Origin of the sequence: Streptomyces torulosus (genome assembly GCF_001419765.1) — a bacterium.
In the GTDB taxonomy this organism is placed as follows: domain Bacteria; phylum Actinomycetota; class Actinomycetes; order Streptomycetales; family Streptomycetaceae; genus Streptomyces; species Streptomyces torulosus.
The window spans coordinates 1-15,769 of record NZ_LIRK01000325.1; the positions used below are offsets into that span (position 1 = coordinate 1).

The 15,769-nt window shown below is 68.4% G+C and carries 18 protein-coding genes and 2 pseudogenes; 8 read left to right on the forward strand and 12 right to left on the reverse strand.

Annotation, left to right across the window (positions count from 1 at the left end; genetic code table 11):
* Nucleotides 1–159 precede the first annotated feature (159 nt).
* Nucleotides 160–711 carry a hypothetical protein gene (locus tag AOK23_RS22555; protein ID WP_055714499.1) on the forward strand — a complete coding sequence of 184 codons (552 nt, stop codon included), beginning with the start codon at nucleotides 160–162 and terminating at the stop codon, nucleotides 709–711.
* 39 nt (nucleotides 712–750) lie between these two features.
* On the opposite strand, the pseudogene AOK23_RS22560 reads toward AOK23_RS22555, so the two are convergent.
* The 3 genes and pseudogenes from AOK23_RS22560 to AOK23_RS22570 form a co-directional block, all read right to left on the reverse strand.
* A pseudogene (locus AOK23_RS22560) lies at nucleotides 751–1,230 on the reverse strand (IS110 family transposase); the annotation flags it as partial.
* A 5-nt stretch (nucleotides 1,231–1,235) separates the two neighbouring features.
* Entirely contained in the window at nucleotides 1,236–1,865 is a 630-nt protein-coding gene (locus AOK23_RS22565) for a relaxase domain-containing protein (protein ID WP_276205753.1), read from the reverse strand.
* Nucleotides 1,866–2,207: 342 nt separating this feature from the next.
* Complete coding sequence (locus AOK23_RS22570) at nucleotides 2,208–2,975, reverse strand: IS5/IS1182 family transposase (protein WP_055714501.1); 768 nt, start codon at nucleotides 2,973–2,975, stop codon at nucleotides 2,208–2,210.
* 109 nt (nucleotides 2,976–3,084) lie between these two features.
* Between AOK23_RS22570 and AOK23_RS22575 the strand changes: the two genes are divergently transcribed.
* Entirely contained in the window at nucleotides 3,085–3,567 is a 483-nt protein-coding gene (locus AOK23_RS22575) for a hypothetical protein (RefSeq protein WP_240496501.1), read from the forward strand.
* Nucleotides 3,568–4,262: 695 nt separating this feature from the next.
* On the opposite strand, the gene AOK23_RS50100 is transcribed toward AOK23_RS22575, so the two are convergent.
* Nucleotides 4,263–5,042 (reverse strand): DinB/UmuC family translesion DNA polymerase, encoded by a 780-nt coding sequence (locus AOK23_RS50100; protein WP_338056499.1) that lies wholly within the window; start codon nucleotides 5,040–5,042, stop codon nucleotides 4,263–4,265.
* Between the two features lie 62 nt (nucleotides 5,043–5,104).
* Nucleotides 5,105–5,539 (reverse strand): hypothetical protein, encoded by a 435-nt coding sequence (locus tag AOK23_RS22585; RefSeq protein WP_055714503.1) that lies wholly within the window; start codon nucleotides 5,537–5,539, stop codon nucleotides 5,105–5,107.
* A gap of 40 nt (nucleotides 5,540–5,579) precedes the next feature.
* Between AOK23_RS22585 and AOK23_RS51460 the strand changes: the two genes are divergently transcribed.
* The 5 genes from AOK23_RS51460 to AOK23_RS22605 all read left to right on the forward strand — a co-directional run bounded on the left by AOK23_RS51460 (nucleotide 5,580) and on the right by AOK23_RS22605 (nucleotide 8,709).
* Complete coding sequence (locus AOK23_RS51460; RefSeq protein ID WP_276205750.1) at nucleotides 5,580–5,714, forward strand: hypothetical protein; 135 nt, start codon at nucleotides 5,580–5,582, stop codon at nucleotides 5,712–5,714.
* Between the two features lie 330 nt (nucleotides 5,715–6,044).
* Nucleotides 6,045–6,641 (forward strand): relaxase domain-containing protein, encoded by a 597-nt coding sequence (locus AOK23_RS22590; RefSeq protein ID WP_055714504.1) that lies wholly within the window; start codon nucleotides 6,045–6,047, stop codon nucleotides 6,639–6,641.
* Between the two features lie 65 nt (nucleotides 6,642–6,706).
* Nucleotides 6,707–7,351: an AAA family ATPase gene (locus tag AOK23_RS22595; RefSeq protein ID WP_055714505.1), complete on the forward strand. Its 645-nt coding sequence runs from the start codon at nucleotides 6,707–6,709 to the stop codon at nucleotides 7,349–7,351.
* A gap of 66 nt (nucleotides 7,352–7,417) precedes the next feature.
* Nucleotides 7,418–8,248: a hypothetical protein gene (locus tag AOK23_RS48915; protein ID WP_055714506.1), complete on the forward strand. Its 831-nt coding sequence runs from the start codon at nucleotides 7,418–7,420 to the stop codon at nucleotides 8,246–8,248.
* An 11-nt stretch (nucleotides 8,249–8,259) separates the two neighbouring features.
* The gene (locus AOK23_RS22605) at nucleotides 8,260–8,709 is read left to right on the forward strand and encodes a hypothetical protein (protein ID WP_055714507.1); all 450 of its coding nucleotides are present in this window, start codon (nucleotides 8,260–8,262) and stop codon (nucleotides 8,707–8,709) included.
* 1,176 nt (nucleotides 8,710–9,885) lie between these two features.
* Here the strand turns inward: AOK23_RS22605 and AOK23_RS51465 are convergent.
* The 6 genes from AOK23_RS51465 to AOK23_RS22635 form a co-directional block, all read right to left on the reverse strand.
* On the reverse strand, nucleotides 9,886–10,020 hold the full coding sequence (locus tag AOK23_RS51465) for a hypothetical protein (RefSeq protein ID WP_276205752.1): 135 nt from the start codon (nucleotides 10,018–10,020) through the stop codon (nucleotides 9,886–9,888).
* Nucleotides 10,021–10,491: 471 nt separating this feature from the next.
* On the reverse strand, nucleotides 10,492–10,701 hold the full coding sequence (locus tag AOK23_RS50105; protein WP_338056500.1) for a DUF6233 domain-containing protein: 210 nt from the start codon (nucleotides 10,699–10,701) through the stop codon (nucleotides 10,492–10,494).
* 230 nt (nucleotides 10,702–10,931) lie between these two features.
* Entirely contained in the window at nucleotides 10,932–11,492 is a 561-nt protein-coding gene (locus AOK23_RS48920) for a hypothetical protein (RefSeq protein WP_206336262.1), read from the reverse strand.
* Between the two features lie 295 nt (nucleotides 11,493–11,787).
* Complete coding sequence (locus AOK23_RS22625; RefSeq protein WP_055714509.1) at nucleotides 11,788–12,582, reverse strand: hypothetical protein; 795 nt, start codon at nucleotides 12,580–12,582, stop codon at nucleotides 11,788–11,790.
* 185 nt (nucleotides 12,583–12,767) lie between these two features.
* On the reverse strand, nucleotides 12,768–13,172 hold the full coding sequence (locus AOK23_RS22630) for a cupin domain-containing protein (protein ID WP_055714510.1): 405 nt from the start codon (nucleotides 13,170–13,172) through the stop codon (nucleotides 12,768–12,770).
* Nucleotides 13,169–14,584 carry an MFS transporter gene (locus AOK23_RS22635; protein ID WP_055714511.1) on the reverse strand — a complete coding sequence of 472 codons (1,416 nt, stop codon included), beginning with the start codon at nucleotides 14,582–14,584 and terminating at the stop codon, nucleotides 13,169–13,171. Before AOK23_RS22635 ends, AOK23_RS22630 begins: the two co-directional genes overlap by 4 nt.
* 86 nt (nucleotides 14,585–14,670) lie before the next feature.
* Here AOK23_RS22635 and AOK23_RS22640 point away from each other — a divergent pair, with 86 nt between their 5' ends.
* Nucleotides 14,671–15,339, forward strand: coding sequence for a TetR/AcrR family transcriptional regulator (locus AOK23_RS22640; RefSeq protein WP_055714512.1), 669 nt, complete (start codon nucleotides 14,671–14,673; stop codon nucleotides 15,337–15,339).
* A 140-nt stretch (nucleotides 15,340–15,479) separates the two neighbouring features.
* Here the strand turns inward: AOK23_RS22640 and AOK23_RS22645 are convergent.
* Nucleotides 15,480–15,769 (reverse strand): annotated as a pseudogene (locus AOK23_RS22645) (hypothetical protein); the annotation flags it as partial.

Consider the following 15,769-nt stretch of genomic DNA (forward strand, 5'->3'; position numbering starts at 1 on the left):
GTCCGGGTCGGGGACGGGGGCTGGTGGGCGGCGGCGGTCGGTGAGGTCGGACAGGGCCCACCGGGCGGTGTAGACACCTCAGGCGCCTAACTCGTCAAGCGGCGGTCCTCAGCCCGCTGTGTAGCCTGTCGATCTGTTCGAACGGGATGAGGGTGGGGCATGGAGACGCTGGTGGAAGGGGCCGTCACGAAGGCACTTCGTGACGGGGGTGACGAGGCGATCCGCCTGTATGCCGCCGCCTGCGCCGAACGTATGGCGCCACTGTTCGTGGGCCTACGGGCGGACGCGCCGGGGCGGGAAGCCGACCTGGACTTCTATGCGGAGTCCGTACGCGATCTCTGGCATGCCGACCGGCCGCTCGCCAACGCCGCCGAGGGCGTGCGCCAGCTGGAGCGGTTCCCAGAGCTTCAGCCGAACGAGGAGGGGATCACCGATGTCGCCGACACCTACGCCTTCTTCGCTGCCCTCTGCCTGCGGTATGCCCTCCTGGCCCACGGCTCGGGAAACGCTGACGACGCGGTGTCCTGCGGCCACGCGGCGCTCACCGCGATGGGAATGCTCGACCAGAACGTGGCAGGTGCTGGCTTCCTCGCCGAGGAACAACGGCTCCAGTGCCTCTCGCTGCGCGGTGACGCCTCAGGCCTGTGGGACGCGAGCGTCACGGCAGGGCAGGAGAGGTTTCGTGCTGTGTTGGGCCGCCTGCCCCGCTAGGAATGCTCCTGACCGCTGCCGACGAGATGCGGCCTCTGGTTAGGCAGCCGCTGTGCCCACCTCGTCGGGCGGAGCTGGGAAGGCCAGTGCCTCGTCATATCGATGACCTTGTTGGAGGCAGTGGTAGAGCTGGCCGATCATGCGGTTGAAGAGGTTGCGCTGGGCAGCGGCGTGCCAGTCTCCATGGTCGCGGCGGTGCCGGTAGTGGGCGTTGGCGCCGGGTGAGGCGGTGATCGAGGAGAAGGCCCAGAGGTAGCCAGCATGATTGAGGCGGTCGTTCTTGATCCGTCGGCGGGTGATGCTGGACTTCTTGCCCGAGGCCCGGGTGATGGGCGAGGCGCCGGCATACGCCTTCAGGCCGCGGGCGTCGGCGAACCGTTTCCGGTCGTCGCCAATCTCGGCCAGTATCCGGGCGCCGAGCTGGATGCCGAGCCCCGAAAAGCTCAAGATCACTTCAGCATCCGGGTGCTGAGGAAAGGCCTCTTCCACCGCCTCGGCGAGGTCGTCGGCGGCGGTGCAGGGGATTAGAGGCGATAGCCGGACTCCAGGCCGCGCACGGTCTTCGGCTCGCTGATGTCCAGGCAGTGCGTGGAGATGGCGGCGTCCACGATCTTCTCGTCCAGGCCCGGCCCGTGGTGGCGGCCGCGCAGGACGAGGGCGAGGTGGCGGCGGGCTTCGGCGAGCAGGTGCCGGCGGTGGACGTGGCCGCCGTCGTTCATCACGAACACCGTCGCGGTGACGTCGACGGCCGCCAGGGCGACGTCGACCACGGCGGCGACCCGGGCCCGGACCACCGCAGCCGCGGGACGGGCGTACTCGAGGAGGGAGTTGATGACGTCGACGGCCGCCTTGGAGGTGCGGATCGCGCTCTCCTTCCACTCCTTGCCCAGCTGCACGAGGGGCCGGGCCTTCTGCTTCGGCGGGCGCGTCATCTTCGCGGCCATCAGGTTCAGCCTGGCCCGGGCCCGCTCGGAGACCACGGGCAGGAACTTCGGCTCGCCGTCGTCGTCGACGGCGGTGACGTACTCGTGCTCCAGCTCTGAGAGGCAGGCGGCGATCTGGTCGCTGCGCCGGGAGGCCCAGCGGATCAGTTCGTGCGGCACCTTGGCAATTTCCATGACCGGTTGGCTTCGTTCATCTCCAGGAACAGCGATTGTCGACCGGTTCTGGGGTCAGTTGTCGATCAGCCGGCTCGCGAGTGTCGAAGAGAAATGACGGCACTGCCGAGTGAGTGAGGGAAGCTCGTCGCAGGGACAGCAGATGGTCGCGTCTGTCCTGTTCCATGGGATTTCCCAGCTGGGCGCCGACGTCTGCCAGGCAATCGATGAAGCTTTTGGGTGCGATGGTGTTGTCTTTCCCGGACAGGAAACGGTTCACGCGTGTGCGTTCCCAGGGCACATCATCACGCCCCGCGAACGCCGCCTGACTAAAGGTTGTCCCGTAAGTGAACTTCGAGTTGGTGCGGGTGAGCTCGGCTGCCGCACGAAGGTCGTTGCCTATCCGGTGAGGACGAGGTTGTGCAGTCGGGCGATGCCGAGCATGGCGAGGTGGACGCCGTCGCCCTTGAGGCGGCAGTCACGCAAGATCTTCCAGCTCTTCATTCGGGCGAAGGTGTGCTCGACGCGGGCGCGAATCCGCTTGTGGGAACGGTTGTGTTCCTCCTTCCAGGCCGGCAGGTCGCTCCCCTTGGCGCGTCGGTGTGGGATGACCAGGCCGGTCCCCTGGTAGCCGCCGTCGGCGATCGTCATGGTGGTACCAACGGCGGCCTTGGCTCCGGACTCTTCCCAACCGCGGGAGTCGTGCCGATTTCCGGGCAAGGGCCGGCCGACTACGACGACCAGGCGGGTGTCGGCGTCGATGACGACCTGGTGGGCTGTGGAGTAGCGATAGTTCTTGGACTGCTCGGCGATCGTGCGGTCGCGGGTCGGCACCAAGGTTCCGTCCGCGATGAGCACAGTGTCCTTACGGAACCGCCTTCGCTGCCGGAGCGCCAACAACGGCCCGAGGTGGTCGATGATCCGGTCTGCGGCCGACTTGGAAATCCCGAACAGCGGAGCCAGCTGCCGTATCGTCAAGTTCGTGCGCCAGTAGGCCGTGACCAGCAGGACTCGGTCCTCCAGCGGCAGTCTCCAGGGACGTCCGCGCCGTTGATCTGCAACTCGCTCGCGTCGTACCTCGGCTACCAGCTTGGCGAAGCAGCGCGGGGTCAGCCCCGTGAAGGGCTCTATCCAGGACGGCACCGACGCCGTGATCACACCAATCACAACGTGATCGTTTCACTTTGGAAGAAGCAGCTCACGACAGGCTGTAGATCACGCTGCAGCAACCAACATGTCAGTGTCACACAGGAGTTGACCAGTCCAGAATCGTGTCATGGACGCAGACGACCGCCGTGAGGCGGCAGCACGCTCATTCCTGTCCTGCGCGGCCGAAGTGGCTCGCCTGCTGGACCTGGAGACGGGGACAGACGTGCCGGAAGATCGACGTGCTCGGCACCTGGCCCATGCTGTCCGCAAGCCGCTGCTGGAGAGCGCCAGCCTGCCCGAGGAGTTCTTCGCCCCGCTCATGGCCGCAGCTGTCTACGACCCGGACCCCAGCTTCTGCCGCTGGTTCGTCGAGCCGGCGGTTTACGCGTTCGGGCGCCGTCGGGTCATGACGGCGCTGCTTGAGTATCTCCGGACCGGCACGGAAGCGGAGCGAGCAGGCGCCAAGCGGGCGTGGTACTGCGCCCACGTGCCGCTACGTGCAGATCGATCCCCGGCCTATGCACCTAGTGGAAGTCGCGATCCAGCCCTGGATGAAACCCACGACGTCGCGGACGAGTGGCGTGAGGCTTTTGGCGCACAGCGTGGATAGGCCACGCGCGGGACTGCAACGAAGCCTGACGCCAGGCAGGAGGGTTACGGGACAGGCTTTAAGCGATAAAACCGAGACCTGTTTCTTTAATTCGCTGGTGTAGGCGCTCAAGGCGCTCATCCGTCCCCCTGCTGCAGGTCTCTTCTCGCCACGCTCCCGGGTCAGACTTCGGGGCGTGGAGGCGCATGCTACCGATCTTCGGACCGCCCGTTCTCGATCTTGAAGAAGACGCTGGACACAGAGGTGTGCGCCAGGGCCGCACANNTGTGCGGCCCTGGCGCACACCCAAACACGGCAGGAAGCCTTGGTGCCAAGGACCGTATGCAGCACGACATTTGGGAGCACACCTTGCCCTGGCCGTCCCCCCCTGTGGAATCTCCTCATTCAGGACCTCGGAATCCAGATTCTTTCCGGTCTCTTGCTCGCCGCCTTGGGCAAGGTGCTACGCAAAGCGGTAACCGCATGGCGTCAGCGCACGAAGGCTGAGGAAGAAGCACAAATCCCCTCAAACGAAAATCCCTGACCCGCCCTCGCCGCCATCTCCTGAAATCGGCTGTCAATTCCTTGCGTGACAGCTGGTCGTTTATCGCAAGATCAGGGGGGCGGCGCCCGAGGCCTGTCGTCGCGCGGCAGTGCTACCTGGCTGCGGCGCATGCCACGATGTACCGAAGGTGCTGTTGGAGAAGCTACTTGTCCTAGGGAAGCGAGCCCGGACCAATCTGTCCGGGCTCGCGGGCTGTCCAGGAAAGGACTCCCTGCAAGTCGACTCGAGACGCCCGGACTCCTGACTGCCGCACTGCGGGATGCCGCGTCGGTGAGTGATTGGTGAACGGCGCGGGCGTAGGGCCAGGACCAGCGCCCGGGCAGCAGCTCGGACCCGGGGGTGCACCAGCATTAGCGCCAGCACGGTCCTCGCGCTCCAGACGGGGGCAGCGGTCAGGAGACGTGCCGGAAGGCGGCGGCCGGGCCGATCGCGCCGGGCCCGTACTTCGCCCGGATGCGGTCGCTGACGGCTTCGGCGGCCAGACGTGCCTCGCGCGCTCGTCCAGGCTGATCTGTTCGGCGACCTGGTCGGCGTCGACGAGGTCCTCAGCTTTGAGGGCGAGTCCGGTGAGGCGGCCGCGCTGGAGACCGGCGGCGTCCATCAGCCGGTAGGCCAGCACGCGCAGATCCTCGTCGTGCGTGGACGGCGCGGCCAGACGCCGCACGGTCTCCCACGAGGCGCCGCCGGCGAACCTCAGCGTCAGCCGGAGTGCCCGGGCTGCCTGGTCCCGCTGCCGCAGGACCTGTCCGAGCTGGACGACGAGGGTGAGCAGAGCGGTGCGGACATCGGCGCCGTCCAGGGTGTGCCGCGGGAAGGTGCAGCGGGTCGTGGCGGAGGCGGGGAGGGCCCGGGGGACTACCGCTCGGGGATCGATGCCGCGGGCGCGTTCGGCGGCCTGGTGTCCGGCCCGGCCGCCGAGCAGGCGCTGCATGGTGGCGGGCGCTTGTGAGACGCTCGACGGATGAGCAGCGAAGGCAGGCGTCTTCTCCAGTCTTACTTCCAGATGTACAGATCGACGACGAGTCCGTTGTTCTGGCAGTAGAACTTGGTCGTCTCCCCGGCGTTCTTCAGAACTGTGCCTGCAGCCTTGCAGTTGGCCCTGGTCCAGTACCAGTCGTAGTACACGTATCCGGCAGCGGCACTTGTCAACGGCCCAGCGCGTCCGGCGCCGAGGACCGCCACGTTCCAGCCCCGCACCGCCCCCGTCTGGGTGGCGCGCCAGTGGTGTTCCTCGGCCAGGACGCGGCACGCGGTGAACCGCACAGGCGGCCAGTGCCGCCACACGGCGGGCGGGGCTGCGTCGAAGGTGTGGGTGAAGTGCAGGGCGCCGGTGGTGGCTATCGCGGGGATGGCGAGGGTGCCGACGGGGCGGCGGAGGGTTTTCATGCCGGTGTACCAGCGGGCCCAGACGTCCTTGGGTGGGATCACACTGAAGCGCCATCCTGCCCTGCGGGACAGCGACACTGCTATGGCACTCGGCCTGACCACCCTCACCGTGGGCTACGACGCCGTCATCGCCAACTGCCGCACCTGGCACAAGACCAGCCTCGCCAAGCAGCAATACCCCCACCACAACGCCCACAGCAGCCGCACGGCAGCCTGAACGGCGCACGGGTGCTCCGACGGCTGTCGGGGCACCCCATACATCCGTGCGGCGACGGCCGGTGCATCAGGGTCTGTTCGAGGACCACCTCCGAAGCCGCAACGTCTACGAGTTCGATCCTGATGACTTGGAACGCTTCGAGCCCGGCCAGGAACGTGCCCCGTGGATGTGGGAGGCTGGAGGCCGACCCCGGTTTCGTCGCGGGCATCGCGGCCTCCGTCAGGCCCTGCACGGCGAGCCGGTGCGGCTGGCGACCGGCGGTCTGCTCGCCTGGTCGGTCGAGCACCAGAGCGCCCACCCCATCCGGGCCGGGGAGCCCGGGACCCGCACATGCACCTGCACCTGCACGTCACGATCGCCAACATGGCGCTGTGCTCGGACGGTGAGTGGAGGTCCATCGCCAACAGCGGCCAGGACCTGCGCCGTCACGCGTCGGCCGCCGACGCCTACTTCAAGGCCCGCGTTCGCGCCCTGACCTTCGAGCGCTTCGGCGTACGGCGCGAGCGCAACGAGCGCACCGGCGCCTGGGAAGTGCTCGACGTCCCCGAGGAGCTGCGCGACGCCTTCAGCCGCCGGGCCGCGATCGTGGACGAGAAGGCCGGCGCCGATGCCTCCCGCACGGAGAAGCAGGCCGCCTCGATGGAGACCAAGCGCGACAAGGTCGACGTCGACGCCACCACGATGCGCGACAGCTGGCGCGCCGGCGCGCCGAGCAGGTCGTCGGCGACGTCGACGCGATGGTGGCCGCGGCTGCTCCCGGTCCGCCCGGCCCGGACGGCGGCGCCGGAATCGACGGGCCCCGCGTCCCGCCCGCCGCCCGGCGACATCGCGGCCGTCGTGTTCGACCCCAGGACCGGGCTGACCGCGAACGATTCAGCCGCGCGCAGCTCCTGGCGGCCGTGGCGAACGCGCTGGAGTTCGGCATAGACGCCGACCCGGACAGCCTGGAACGGCTGTGTGACGACGTCCTGGCGGTCCAGGGCTAGGCGCGCGTGCCCACCATCGGCTCCACCGTCATGTCGTCCATCGACCGCTACACCACCCAGGACATCCTCGACGCCGAGGAGAGCGTCCGGGCGCAGGCGCTGGAGAGGTTCGACAGCGGCGCCGTGCAGCTCACCAGAGACCAGGCCGCGGCCGCCATCGACGTCTTTCAGGTCGCTGCCGGGTTCGAGCTGTCCGAGGAACAGTCCGCCGCCGTGACCCGGGTGCTGACCGCCGGGCACGGCGTCGACGCCATCGTCGGTGTCGCGGGCGCGGGCAAGTCGACGCTGATGGAGGCGTGCCGGATCGGCTGGGACGCCACCGGCACCACGTACGCCGGCGCGACCCTCGCCGCGGTCGCCGCGAAGAACCTGACCAACGCCTCCGGCATCCCCGCCCGGACCGTGGCGGCCTGGCTCGGCGAGATCGAGAACGGCAACGGGCTGCGCGGCATCGACGTCCTGGTCGTGGACGAGGCGACGATGGTCGACGACCGCGCGGCGGCCGTGCTGATGGGCGAGGCCGCGCGCACCGGCACGAAGGTCGTGGGCATCGGCGACCACCTGCAGCTGCAGGCGATCGGCCCCGGCGGCTGGTTCCGCGAGGCCCACCGCCTGGTCCACGGGCTCACCCGCACCGAGAACCGCCGCTAGGAGGACGCCGCCGAACGGGCCGCGCTGGAGGTCTGGCGCACCGGCGACCACGAACTGGCGCTGCGGATGCTCGCCGAGGGCGGGCGTCTGCACCCCGCCGAGACCGCCGAGGAGGCCCGCTCCCAGATCCTCATGGCGTGGGACGAACTGCGCCTGCAGGAGTGGGCCGACCGCCACGACTTCATCGCCAACATAATGGTGCTCGCCGCCCGCAACTCCGACGTCGACGCGCTCAATCTCGGTGCGCAGGCGATCCGCCGCGAGGCCGGCGAACTCGGCGACGAGCACACCTACGCCCTGCCCGGCGGCGACACCCTCACCCTCGCCGTGGGCGTCATCGTCCGCGTACGGGAGAACGACTACCGCTCCCGCCGCGGCGAGGGCCCGGACATGCTCAACGGCTACCGGGCCGTCATCACGGCGATGGACGACAACCATCGCGTCGAGATCACCTGGCGGGTCAAGGACGCCAAGGCTCCCGGCGGCTACCGCCACGAGTCCGGCTGGGTGACATCGCAGAAGGTCACCGGCGGCGCGCTGTCCCTGGGCTACGCGATGACGATCGCCGCGAGTCAGGGTCTGACGTGCAACACCTCGCTGATGTACGGGCACGGCGCGAACGCCTTCGCCACGTATCCCGGCATCACCCGGGCCAGAACCATCTGTGGCTGCCGCTGGCCATCCTCGAGGACGACAAGACCCGGGCCCGGCTCGGCGAGGCCCGCACCGAGAAGGAGCGCTTGGAGCGGGCCATCGACGCGTTCGCCCGCTTCCTCGGGCAGTCCCGGCCGAGGCATGGTCTCCGACCTCCTGCAGGAACCGCCGGCCCCGCCCCGCTCCCCCGGCAGCGCGACCTGTCGGCCGAGGAGGCCCGCGCCGAGTCCGAGCGCAGGCTGAGGCAGGCGCGCATGACACAGGCCGGACGGGCCAAGTCGGTGTCCCTCTCTCACCGCCAGGCGCAGAGCGAGGACCAGCGCGAGGATGAGGCCCGGCGTGAGCTGAACCGGCTGATCGCCGAGGGAGACCGGCTCGCCGCCGTCGCCGAGGCCACCGCCGCCGAGGCGGAGACCCGGGCCCGGGAACTCGCCACGCGCCTCGACCACGAGAAGGCCACCGGCCAGCCCACCCGCGGGCAGCGGTACGCCGCCGAGGCCGGGGAGGTCCTCGACCAGTCGGACGCCCGTGTCGCCAGCCCGGGAGCACCTGCAGACCGCGTTCCGCGCGGCAGCGCGGACAGCACTGGCACCCCGAGACCGTCCGTCGGCTGCTCGCCAACACGAGCGACCAGCCGCCAACCCTCCGCCGGCGCAGCTGACGCCGGACCAGCCACTCAGCTCACGGGACGTGTTTGGTTGTGAGCTGGGAGAACGTCGCTGTGAACGTCAGGCTCAACGCAACTCCGCCCCGCGGGGCAACATTTGGACCACCAATAAAGAGCAGCAGGTGAGTATCGCCAGCCCTCCAGGAACGAATCACCGGACACGTCTTTCGTCACCTGCAGGCGGGCAAAAACCCATGGCTGACGAGCACCAATAGGTCAGTGGACGGGACGTCCCTGAACGACCACGAGGGCCTCGGGTTACGCCACGTCCACCGTTCGGCCGACAGGCGAACCCACCCGTCGGTGCTTCCGGATAACGGGCCTGCCTGCCCGTCGCCCCAGGCACACGCGCGTCGGGGAGGCACACAACGGGCGTTTGCCCCCGGTTGTGTGCCTCCCGTTCCAGCGGTCTGACCAGCGTCGTCACCGCTTGTATACCGGCGACCGTGCGTCGTCTACACGCTGTGCACTCCTCGTCGGAAGATTGCGGTCAACCCAGGGAATCCTGCAGGCAACCTTCCCAGTTGACCGACTGTTCCAGCAGTCTGACCAGCGTCGTCGCCAACCGGTCTACTGCCAACGGGGCGTCGTCTACACGCCGTGCACCGTCGTCGACAGAAGCGGTCAATCTGCGGGCAACCCCCGGAGTTGACCGACTCAACACCCGCGGACCCCGAGGCGTTGACCCGCGCCGTCACCGTTGTCCGCGTTGCACGACGACCCGTCGCGACGCCCTCGTTGCGACGCTAGGCCGACCAGGACCGTTATCCGAGACGCGTCCAGGGCCGTTGCCGCAGACGTTGCCGGAGACCGGTTTCAGAGCCGCGAATGTGATCCCTCCGGGGACTGAAATCCTCGCTTTTTTCGGTGCGGTGAAAGTGATTCGGGCTGTGGGGAAATTTGAATCTGCTACCTGGCGTCGCGCGTCAGGAGGGTTCACATTTGGTGCTCGGCATGAATTCGGTTCGCGGGAACATTCCTGCAGTGGGAGGAACCAGTGACCGATTCTAAATTCGGGAGCTTCCACCGAATAATTGTCAGACGTGGTATCGTGACCGCACAACCTTGAGTTGGTTGTCAACAGTCCGCATGACTGCGCCCCACGCGGCTCTACCAAGCACAACGCGGGGCGCAGGTACCACACCGGTGTCGGACTGAAGATGGGCCCGCCCTTCGCGACAGGGTAGGGCCCATCTCTGCATCTAGGCGCAGGTCACCAGATCTTCGTGCCGTACCAGACGGCCTGAAGCAAGGCCCCCGCCAACCGGGCCGCGTCAGCGGACCGGCGAAGCAGCTTCGCCCACACCGACTCCTTGTCCCCGTCCTGGGAACCGGTGCCGATGCTCACACCTACCTCCTCTCGCTGGATGAAACCAGCTGGCGTCCACCCGGCAGCCGAGGAAGTATTGGGAACAATACCATCACGAGCGGTACTCCACGGCGCGCTCCAGAGGCGTTCCGTGCCTCGCTTCGACGTAGGCCGGATTCTTTATCGCGGACGCAATGAGGATTAGGGCGCCTAACGAGCAAGCTCCATTAAGTTACAATTAATGAAACCGCAGCTCAGGGCCCTATTCCACCATGGTGGATGCCAGTTAGTGGCATCCACACCTTGCGCTAACCGGAATGCATGCCTCCGGAGGTGGCTCGTGCGCGGCCAGGTGATCGGGGGTGAAGTGCACCCCCGGCATGGGCACTCCCTTGAGAGTCCTGCAGGGCTCCCCAGTGACGGCGATGGGGACCACTCCAACACCTCCGCCACCTCTCGCTGCGTCCGACCTTGCCCAGCGCTACAACGTCAGCCAAACACCCCTCAGGTTCACGTGGGAGCGAGGAAGGGCCCCAGCGCGACGGATGCCCCACAGTCCTTACAGGCGACCGCGCCGGCGGTCGTCCGCAGCAGCTCCAGCGCCTCGTGCACGTCCAGTTCAGAGCCCCCGGCCGGAGTGTCCGCACAGTCCCAGATGTGCACACGATCGATCCCGGGCGGCCGCCGCGGGGAGGGATCCGCTGGACCTTCCAGCCCCACCGCCCCGAGTCCGACGCCGCCTCCTCCTCCCTGGGCGACGTGTGGATTGGGACGTCCTCGTACGAGACCCCTTCAACGGGCCTGGCCTGATCAGGGGTCAGCCAGACCCGATACTCGCGCGGCCGCACGCCTTCCGTGACGCCGTCGTTCTCCCACATGGGCAGACCGACCCAGTACATCCATCCGCCGAGCCTCCACTGTCGCCGCTCGTACAGACGCCCCTCCAGCTCTTAGCGGTGGCGGCCGGCACCGTCGCGAGGGCTCGCGCGGCCGACGCCGTCGCTGCTGGCCGACTCGCGCAGCTGCTGGTTTTCGACCTCCAGGACGTGTACGACCCGCGCCAGCTGCTGGAGGTCGGTGCCCAGTTGGTCGTGCTCGGTGCGTAGGCGGGTGAGCTTCTGCGTCAGTTCGTCATTCTTCCGCTTCAGGCTGTCGACGACCTTTGGACGGGCGTCCTGCATCCGCACCAGGGCGTAGAACAAGTCCTTCAGCCCGGTGTGCTTGTGGGTGAGTTTGTTGCGCTTGAGGCCCGCTTCCTCGGCGAGCGACTTGATGGTCAGCTGTCCGTCGGAGCGCAGAGGAGTGCCCACCAGGAGCCGGACCATCGCGTCGGTGATCGCCTCGATCTCGGCGGTATCGCCGGGGCGCGACGGACTCGCCGCGGTGGCGGCCATCGCGAGCACCCGACCCACCGTCTCGGCGATGCCTGCGGCGGCCGGCTCCGTTTGGTGATCCGTGCTGCCGCTGTCCTGCTCATCGTGGGCCGGTGCGTTGTCCTGGGCTGTCGTCATCTGTTGTCCCTGCCGACCGTCCATCCTGCTGCGCCCTCATGCGCCTGAATGATCTTCTCTCTACTCCCGCGGCAGAGCTCGAGCCGGCGCCGTATCGGGTGGGGCAGGTGGGGGTCGGCGCAGTCGGTGTCGATCTGGGCAAGCTGCTCGTGGGCCCGCTGCATGTGGGTGTCGGTGCGGGAGATGTTCGCGCAGGCGGGGTTGCAGCGGTTCCAGTTCGGGGTGCGCAGGGACGGCTTCGTGCCCTTGGCCAGGTCGGGATCGCACAGCGCCTTGTAGGGATCGAGGTTGCAGGTCAGCAGTGCTTGCGGGTCCTCGAAGATCTGCAGCCGGGGTTGTTCCGCAGCGCTTTCATCTGGCCCTTGGTGGCGAATCCGCCCGCGTAGCGGGCGGTGAACTCGTCCGCGGCGGCGATGTAGCGGTCGGCGGCCGGCCCGCTGACCCCTTCTCCGGCGGACAGCCGGTCGCTGGCTTCCGCCAGCGCGTCGGCAAGGGCCAGGGTCTTCTCGAAGTCGAGGATCTCCAGCATGTCGGCCTTGGTGCGCCCGCCGTACGACTCGGCCAGGGAGCTTCCGACGTGTCCGTACTGCAGGCCGAGGGCGATGCGGCCGCCGGGACGGCGGTAGATGAACCAGGCCACGGTGCAGCGCAGGCGGCGCAGTGTGATCGGTCCGTTAGGATCGGCCGGGATCAGCTCGTGCGGGCGGCCGAGCCGGGTGGCGGTCGCGTTCGCCCAGTCGATGAACGACTTGATGCGCCCGATGAACCGGTTGGGGTTCAGCCCCTCCGCGCGGATCTCGGCCGGTGCGGGCTCGAGGGTTCGGACAGTCATCGACCGGGGGAACAGAAGGCGTTGGTCGTGGAGTCGCTCCAGGACCCTCACGGCGCGGTCGACGAGTTCGATGACCGTCCAGGGCTCGGGGCGGATCTCGCCTTGGGTCAGGGTATTGCCGTCTTCATCGGTGACGCCCTTGAAGTGCCGGCCGGTGATGCAGTACCGGACGGTGCCGTCCTCGTGTTCCTGCTGAGTGGAGCAGCCGCGTTCGAGATGGAGGACTACTGGCGGGAGGGGGTTATTCCGACCGTGCACTATTCCCCGATATCTCTCGCCCCGACTGATGACACTGAGTATGTGACGCCCGGGGCTCTGGGCTCTACCAGGGGTGGACCGATCCCAGGGGACGAATCAACGAGGAGGCATCCTGCGGCGGCTGCCTTCCCCAGAGCAGTTGCCGCGGGTGGCCCGGCGGCAGGCTCGGCCGGGTCACCCCACTGTCAGCGAGTGTCGGTACGTTTTTCGAGGCGCGTGCCGTGGCGAAGGGTGATCGACATCAGGTCGCTGGGGGCGTCCAGCTCCAGGCGGTGCCAGCGGCCACGGGGGACGATCACGGCGGTGCCTGGCTGCAACTGCACCATGTCCTCGGTGTCGTCGGGCCTTGCGGGACGGAAGTAGAGGCGGACACCGCCGGTCATGCAGCACACCGCCTCCTCGGCCTGCGGGTGCATCTCCCAGTGATCGGCGTGAACGTCGGCGTCAGTCTCCACGTGAAATGTCGCGAGCTGCCAGGCGCCGGAGTCGCTGTTCGTCATCTGTCGTTCGGCGGCTCGGACATCGCCGTCGGGGTGGATGTGCAGCGCCGAGGCGAACAGGTCGATGGGCGAGAGGGGTGTTGTCGTCATGACGGCGTTCCTTCCAGTCGGTTCTCTGCGGTGGCGGGTTGCAGGGCGGGTGTTTCGGCCTGGCGGCGGGGCAGCACGGTGATCGCCACGACGGCCGCGATCACGAAGAGGGCGGCGGCGATGGCAAGGCCCAGGGCGTAGCCGTCGTTGATTGCGGCTGGGTCGGTTGCCGTGCCGGTGCGGTGTGCGGCGATGGTGGCCAGGGCGGCCAGGCCGATGCAGCCGCCGAGTTGGCGGGAGCTGTTCATGAGGCCGGAGGCCATGCCGGCCTCATGGGGGGCGACGCCGGTGGTTGCGGCGGCGACGATCGGGGCGATGACTAGTCCGACGCCGGTGCCGGTGATGATGCAGGGGCCGAGCACGTCGGTGAGGAATCCGCCGTCGGGGCTGATGAAGGCAAACCAGGCCAGGCCCGCGGCGGCGAGCAGGGCGCCAGGCACCAGGGACGCACGGGGGGTGTGTGCCGCGGTGATGCGGGTCGCGACGAGGGTGCCCGCGACCAGACTTACAGCGAAGGGCAGGAACGCGGCACCGGTCGCCGCGGCACCCATGCCCAGAACCTGCTGCAGGTACAGGGACACGAAGTAGAACGCCGCGAACTGCCCGGCCGTTGAGAAGAAGACCAGCACGTTGGCGCCGGCGACCCAGCGGCTGCGCAGCAGGCCCAGGCGCAACAGCGGTGCGGAAGCCCAGGATTCGGTGACGGCGAAGGCGGCCAGGAGCACGGCTGCGGCGACGAGCATCGTCCATGTGGCCGGGGAATCCCACCCTTGGGCGTCGGTGCGCACGACACCGGTCACCAGCAGTCCGACTCCACCGGTGGCCAGGACGGCACCGAGCACATCCAGCCTCTCGCGCCGGGCGGGGCGTGCTTCGGCGGGCACGCCTGCGCGGACCAGCACGAGAGCCACCGCGACGATGGGCAGATTGATCAGCATCACCCAGCGCCAGCCCGCGTACTGGGTCAGCAGCCCACCCGCCAGCACGCCCAGCGCTCCGCCTGCGGCGTTCACCCCGCTCCACACCCCGAGCGCGCGCACGCGCTGCGGGCCCTCGGGGAAGGTGGTGGTGAGCATCGCCAGCGTGGCCGGCGTGGCCGCGGCGGCTCCCAGGCCCTGGCCGGCGCGGGCGGCGATCAGTTGCCACGGTGCCTGGGCGAGCCCGCCCGCCAGTGAGCACATCCCGAAGACGGCCAAGCCGAGCACGAACAGCCGTCGTCGGCCGTAGAGGTCACATGCGCGGCCTCCCAACAGCAGAAAGCCGCCGAGCGTGAGCGCGTAGACGTGCACGACCCACGACAGGTCGAGCGGTGCGAACCCCAGCGCGGTGCGGATCGCGGGCAGGGCGACGTTGACCACGGATAAGTCCAGGCCGACGGCGAACTGGGCGACGGCCACGGCTGCCAGCACCATTCCGGGTCGCCCTCGCAAGTTTTTATACATGTAAGGAAAATAGCGCCAGGGATCGACGGTGTCGACACCTGGGGGATGATGAGGGCATGCCGCAACCGCCCGCACCGCGCAAAACCCTCGGCCGACCTCCCCGCATCTCCCGCGAGGAGGTCGTCACAACGGCCCGTCGGATCGTGGACACGGAGGGCGTGGACCGGCTGACCATGCGGCGGCTGGCCACGGAGATCGGCAGTACGCCGATGGCGCTCTACCACCACGTCCGCAACAAGGACGAACTGCTCGTCCTGCTGCTGAACGACTACGCCACGCGGACGCTGCACCGGCCCGAACTACCCGCTCAGCCTCGCGAGCGGATCGTCGTCGCTGCTGCCACGATCCACGGGGCGCTCGCCGTCTGCCCGTGGATCGTGGAGGTGCTGACCGCCGACGACCTGATGGCCACATCCGCTCTGTGGTTTGTCGAGCAGATCGTTGATGGCCTGGTCGAATGCGGCCTGTCCCCCGAGCGGGCAGTCCACGGCTACCGCGCGATCTGGTACTACACCGCCGGAGAGATCGTGGTCCGCGTGACAGCGGCCCGGCGGCGCACGGAAGATGACCGTCCCACCTACCGGGAGCAAGTCTTCGCCGATCTCGACCCGAGCGAGCTACCCCGCTTGGCACAGGTCGCGGACCACTGGGCACCGCTGACCGCCGAGGACACCTACCTGGACGGGCTCCGGGCCCTGGTAGACGGCCTCCTGGCTCCTCGCTGACCTGCTCATTCACTTCATATTCTCGAGCACCGATCCGGTGCCAACGCCTCTGCCCCGAAGACTCACGAAGCCGATCTCATGATCGCTGCGATCTGCTGCTGGTGACCTCCTAGGCGCGGGCGGCGAGGTACTCGGCCCAGTCACGTCCGGCGTAGGCGACCCGGCGGAGCGCGGTGTGGCGGTGCATCCCGGTCACGTCGGCGGGGTGCGGGGAAGTCCGTGCCGTCCGTGGCGGCGGCCGTCTCCGGGGCGTCGGTGCTGTTCTGCGTGTCCGCTTCGGAGGTTTGCAGTCCGGCGCTCTTGACGGCTTCGGCGATCTTGGCGTGCTCGATGGCTTCGGCGAGTTCGGCGTCGGACAGCCCGAGGGTTTCGCGGACCTGGTCGGGGTTGTCGCCGCGGGTGAGCATGTCGACGGCGGCCGCCGCGTAGG

What these genes read in the sequence shown, in the direction of transcription:
- AOK23_RS22640 (WP_055714512.1), top strand. Translation starts at nt 14,671, where the DNA reads ATGCCGCAACCGCCCGCACCGCGCAAAACCCTCGGCCGACCTCCCCGC.
- AOK23_RS22590 (WP_055714504.1), top strand. Translation starts at nt 6,045, where the DNA reads ATGCACCTGCACCTGCACGTCACGATCGCCAACATGGCGCTGTGCTCG.
- AOK23_RS22605 (WP_055714507.1), top strand. Translation starts at nt 8,260, where the DNA reads ATGACACAGGCCGGACGGGCCAAGTCGGTGTCCCTCTCTCACCGCCAG.
- AOK23_RS48920 (WP_206336262.1), bottom strand. Translation starts at nt 11,492, where the DNA reads ATGACGACAGCCCAGGACAACGCACCGGCCCACGATGAGCAGGACAGC.
- AOK23_RS50100 (WP_338056499.1), bottom strand. Translation starts at nt 5,042, where the DNA reads ATGCAGCGCCTGCTCGGCGGCCGGGCCGGACACCAGGCCGCCGAACGC.
- AOK23_RS51460 (WP_276205750.1), top strand. Translation starts at nt 5,580, where the DNA reads ATGGCACTCGGCCTGACCACCCTCACCGTGGGCTACGACGCCGTCATC.
- AOK23_RS22555 (WP_055714499.1), top strand. Translation starts at nt 160, where the DNA reads ATGGAGACGCTGGTGGAAGGGGCCGTCACGAAGGCACTTCGTGACGGG.
- AOK23_RS22575 (WP_240496501.1), top strand. Translation starts at nt 3,085, where the DNA reads ATGGACGCAGACGACCGCCGTGAGGCGGCAGCACGCTCATTCCTGTCC.
- AOK23_RS22630 (WP_055714510.1), bottom strand. Translation starts at nt 13,172, where the DNA reads ATGACGACAACACCCCTCTCGCCCATCGACCTGTTCGCCTCGGCGCTG.
- AOK23_RS22635 (WP_055714511.1), bottom strand. Translation starts at nt 14,584, where the DNA reads ATGGTGCTGGCAGCCGTGGCCGTCGCCCAGTTCGCCGTCGGCCTGGAC.
- AOK23_RS48915 (WP_055714506.1), top strand. Translation starts at nt 7,418, where the DNA reads ATGCTCGCCGAGGGCGGGCGTCTGCACCCCGCCGAGACCGCCGAGGAG.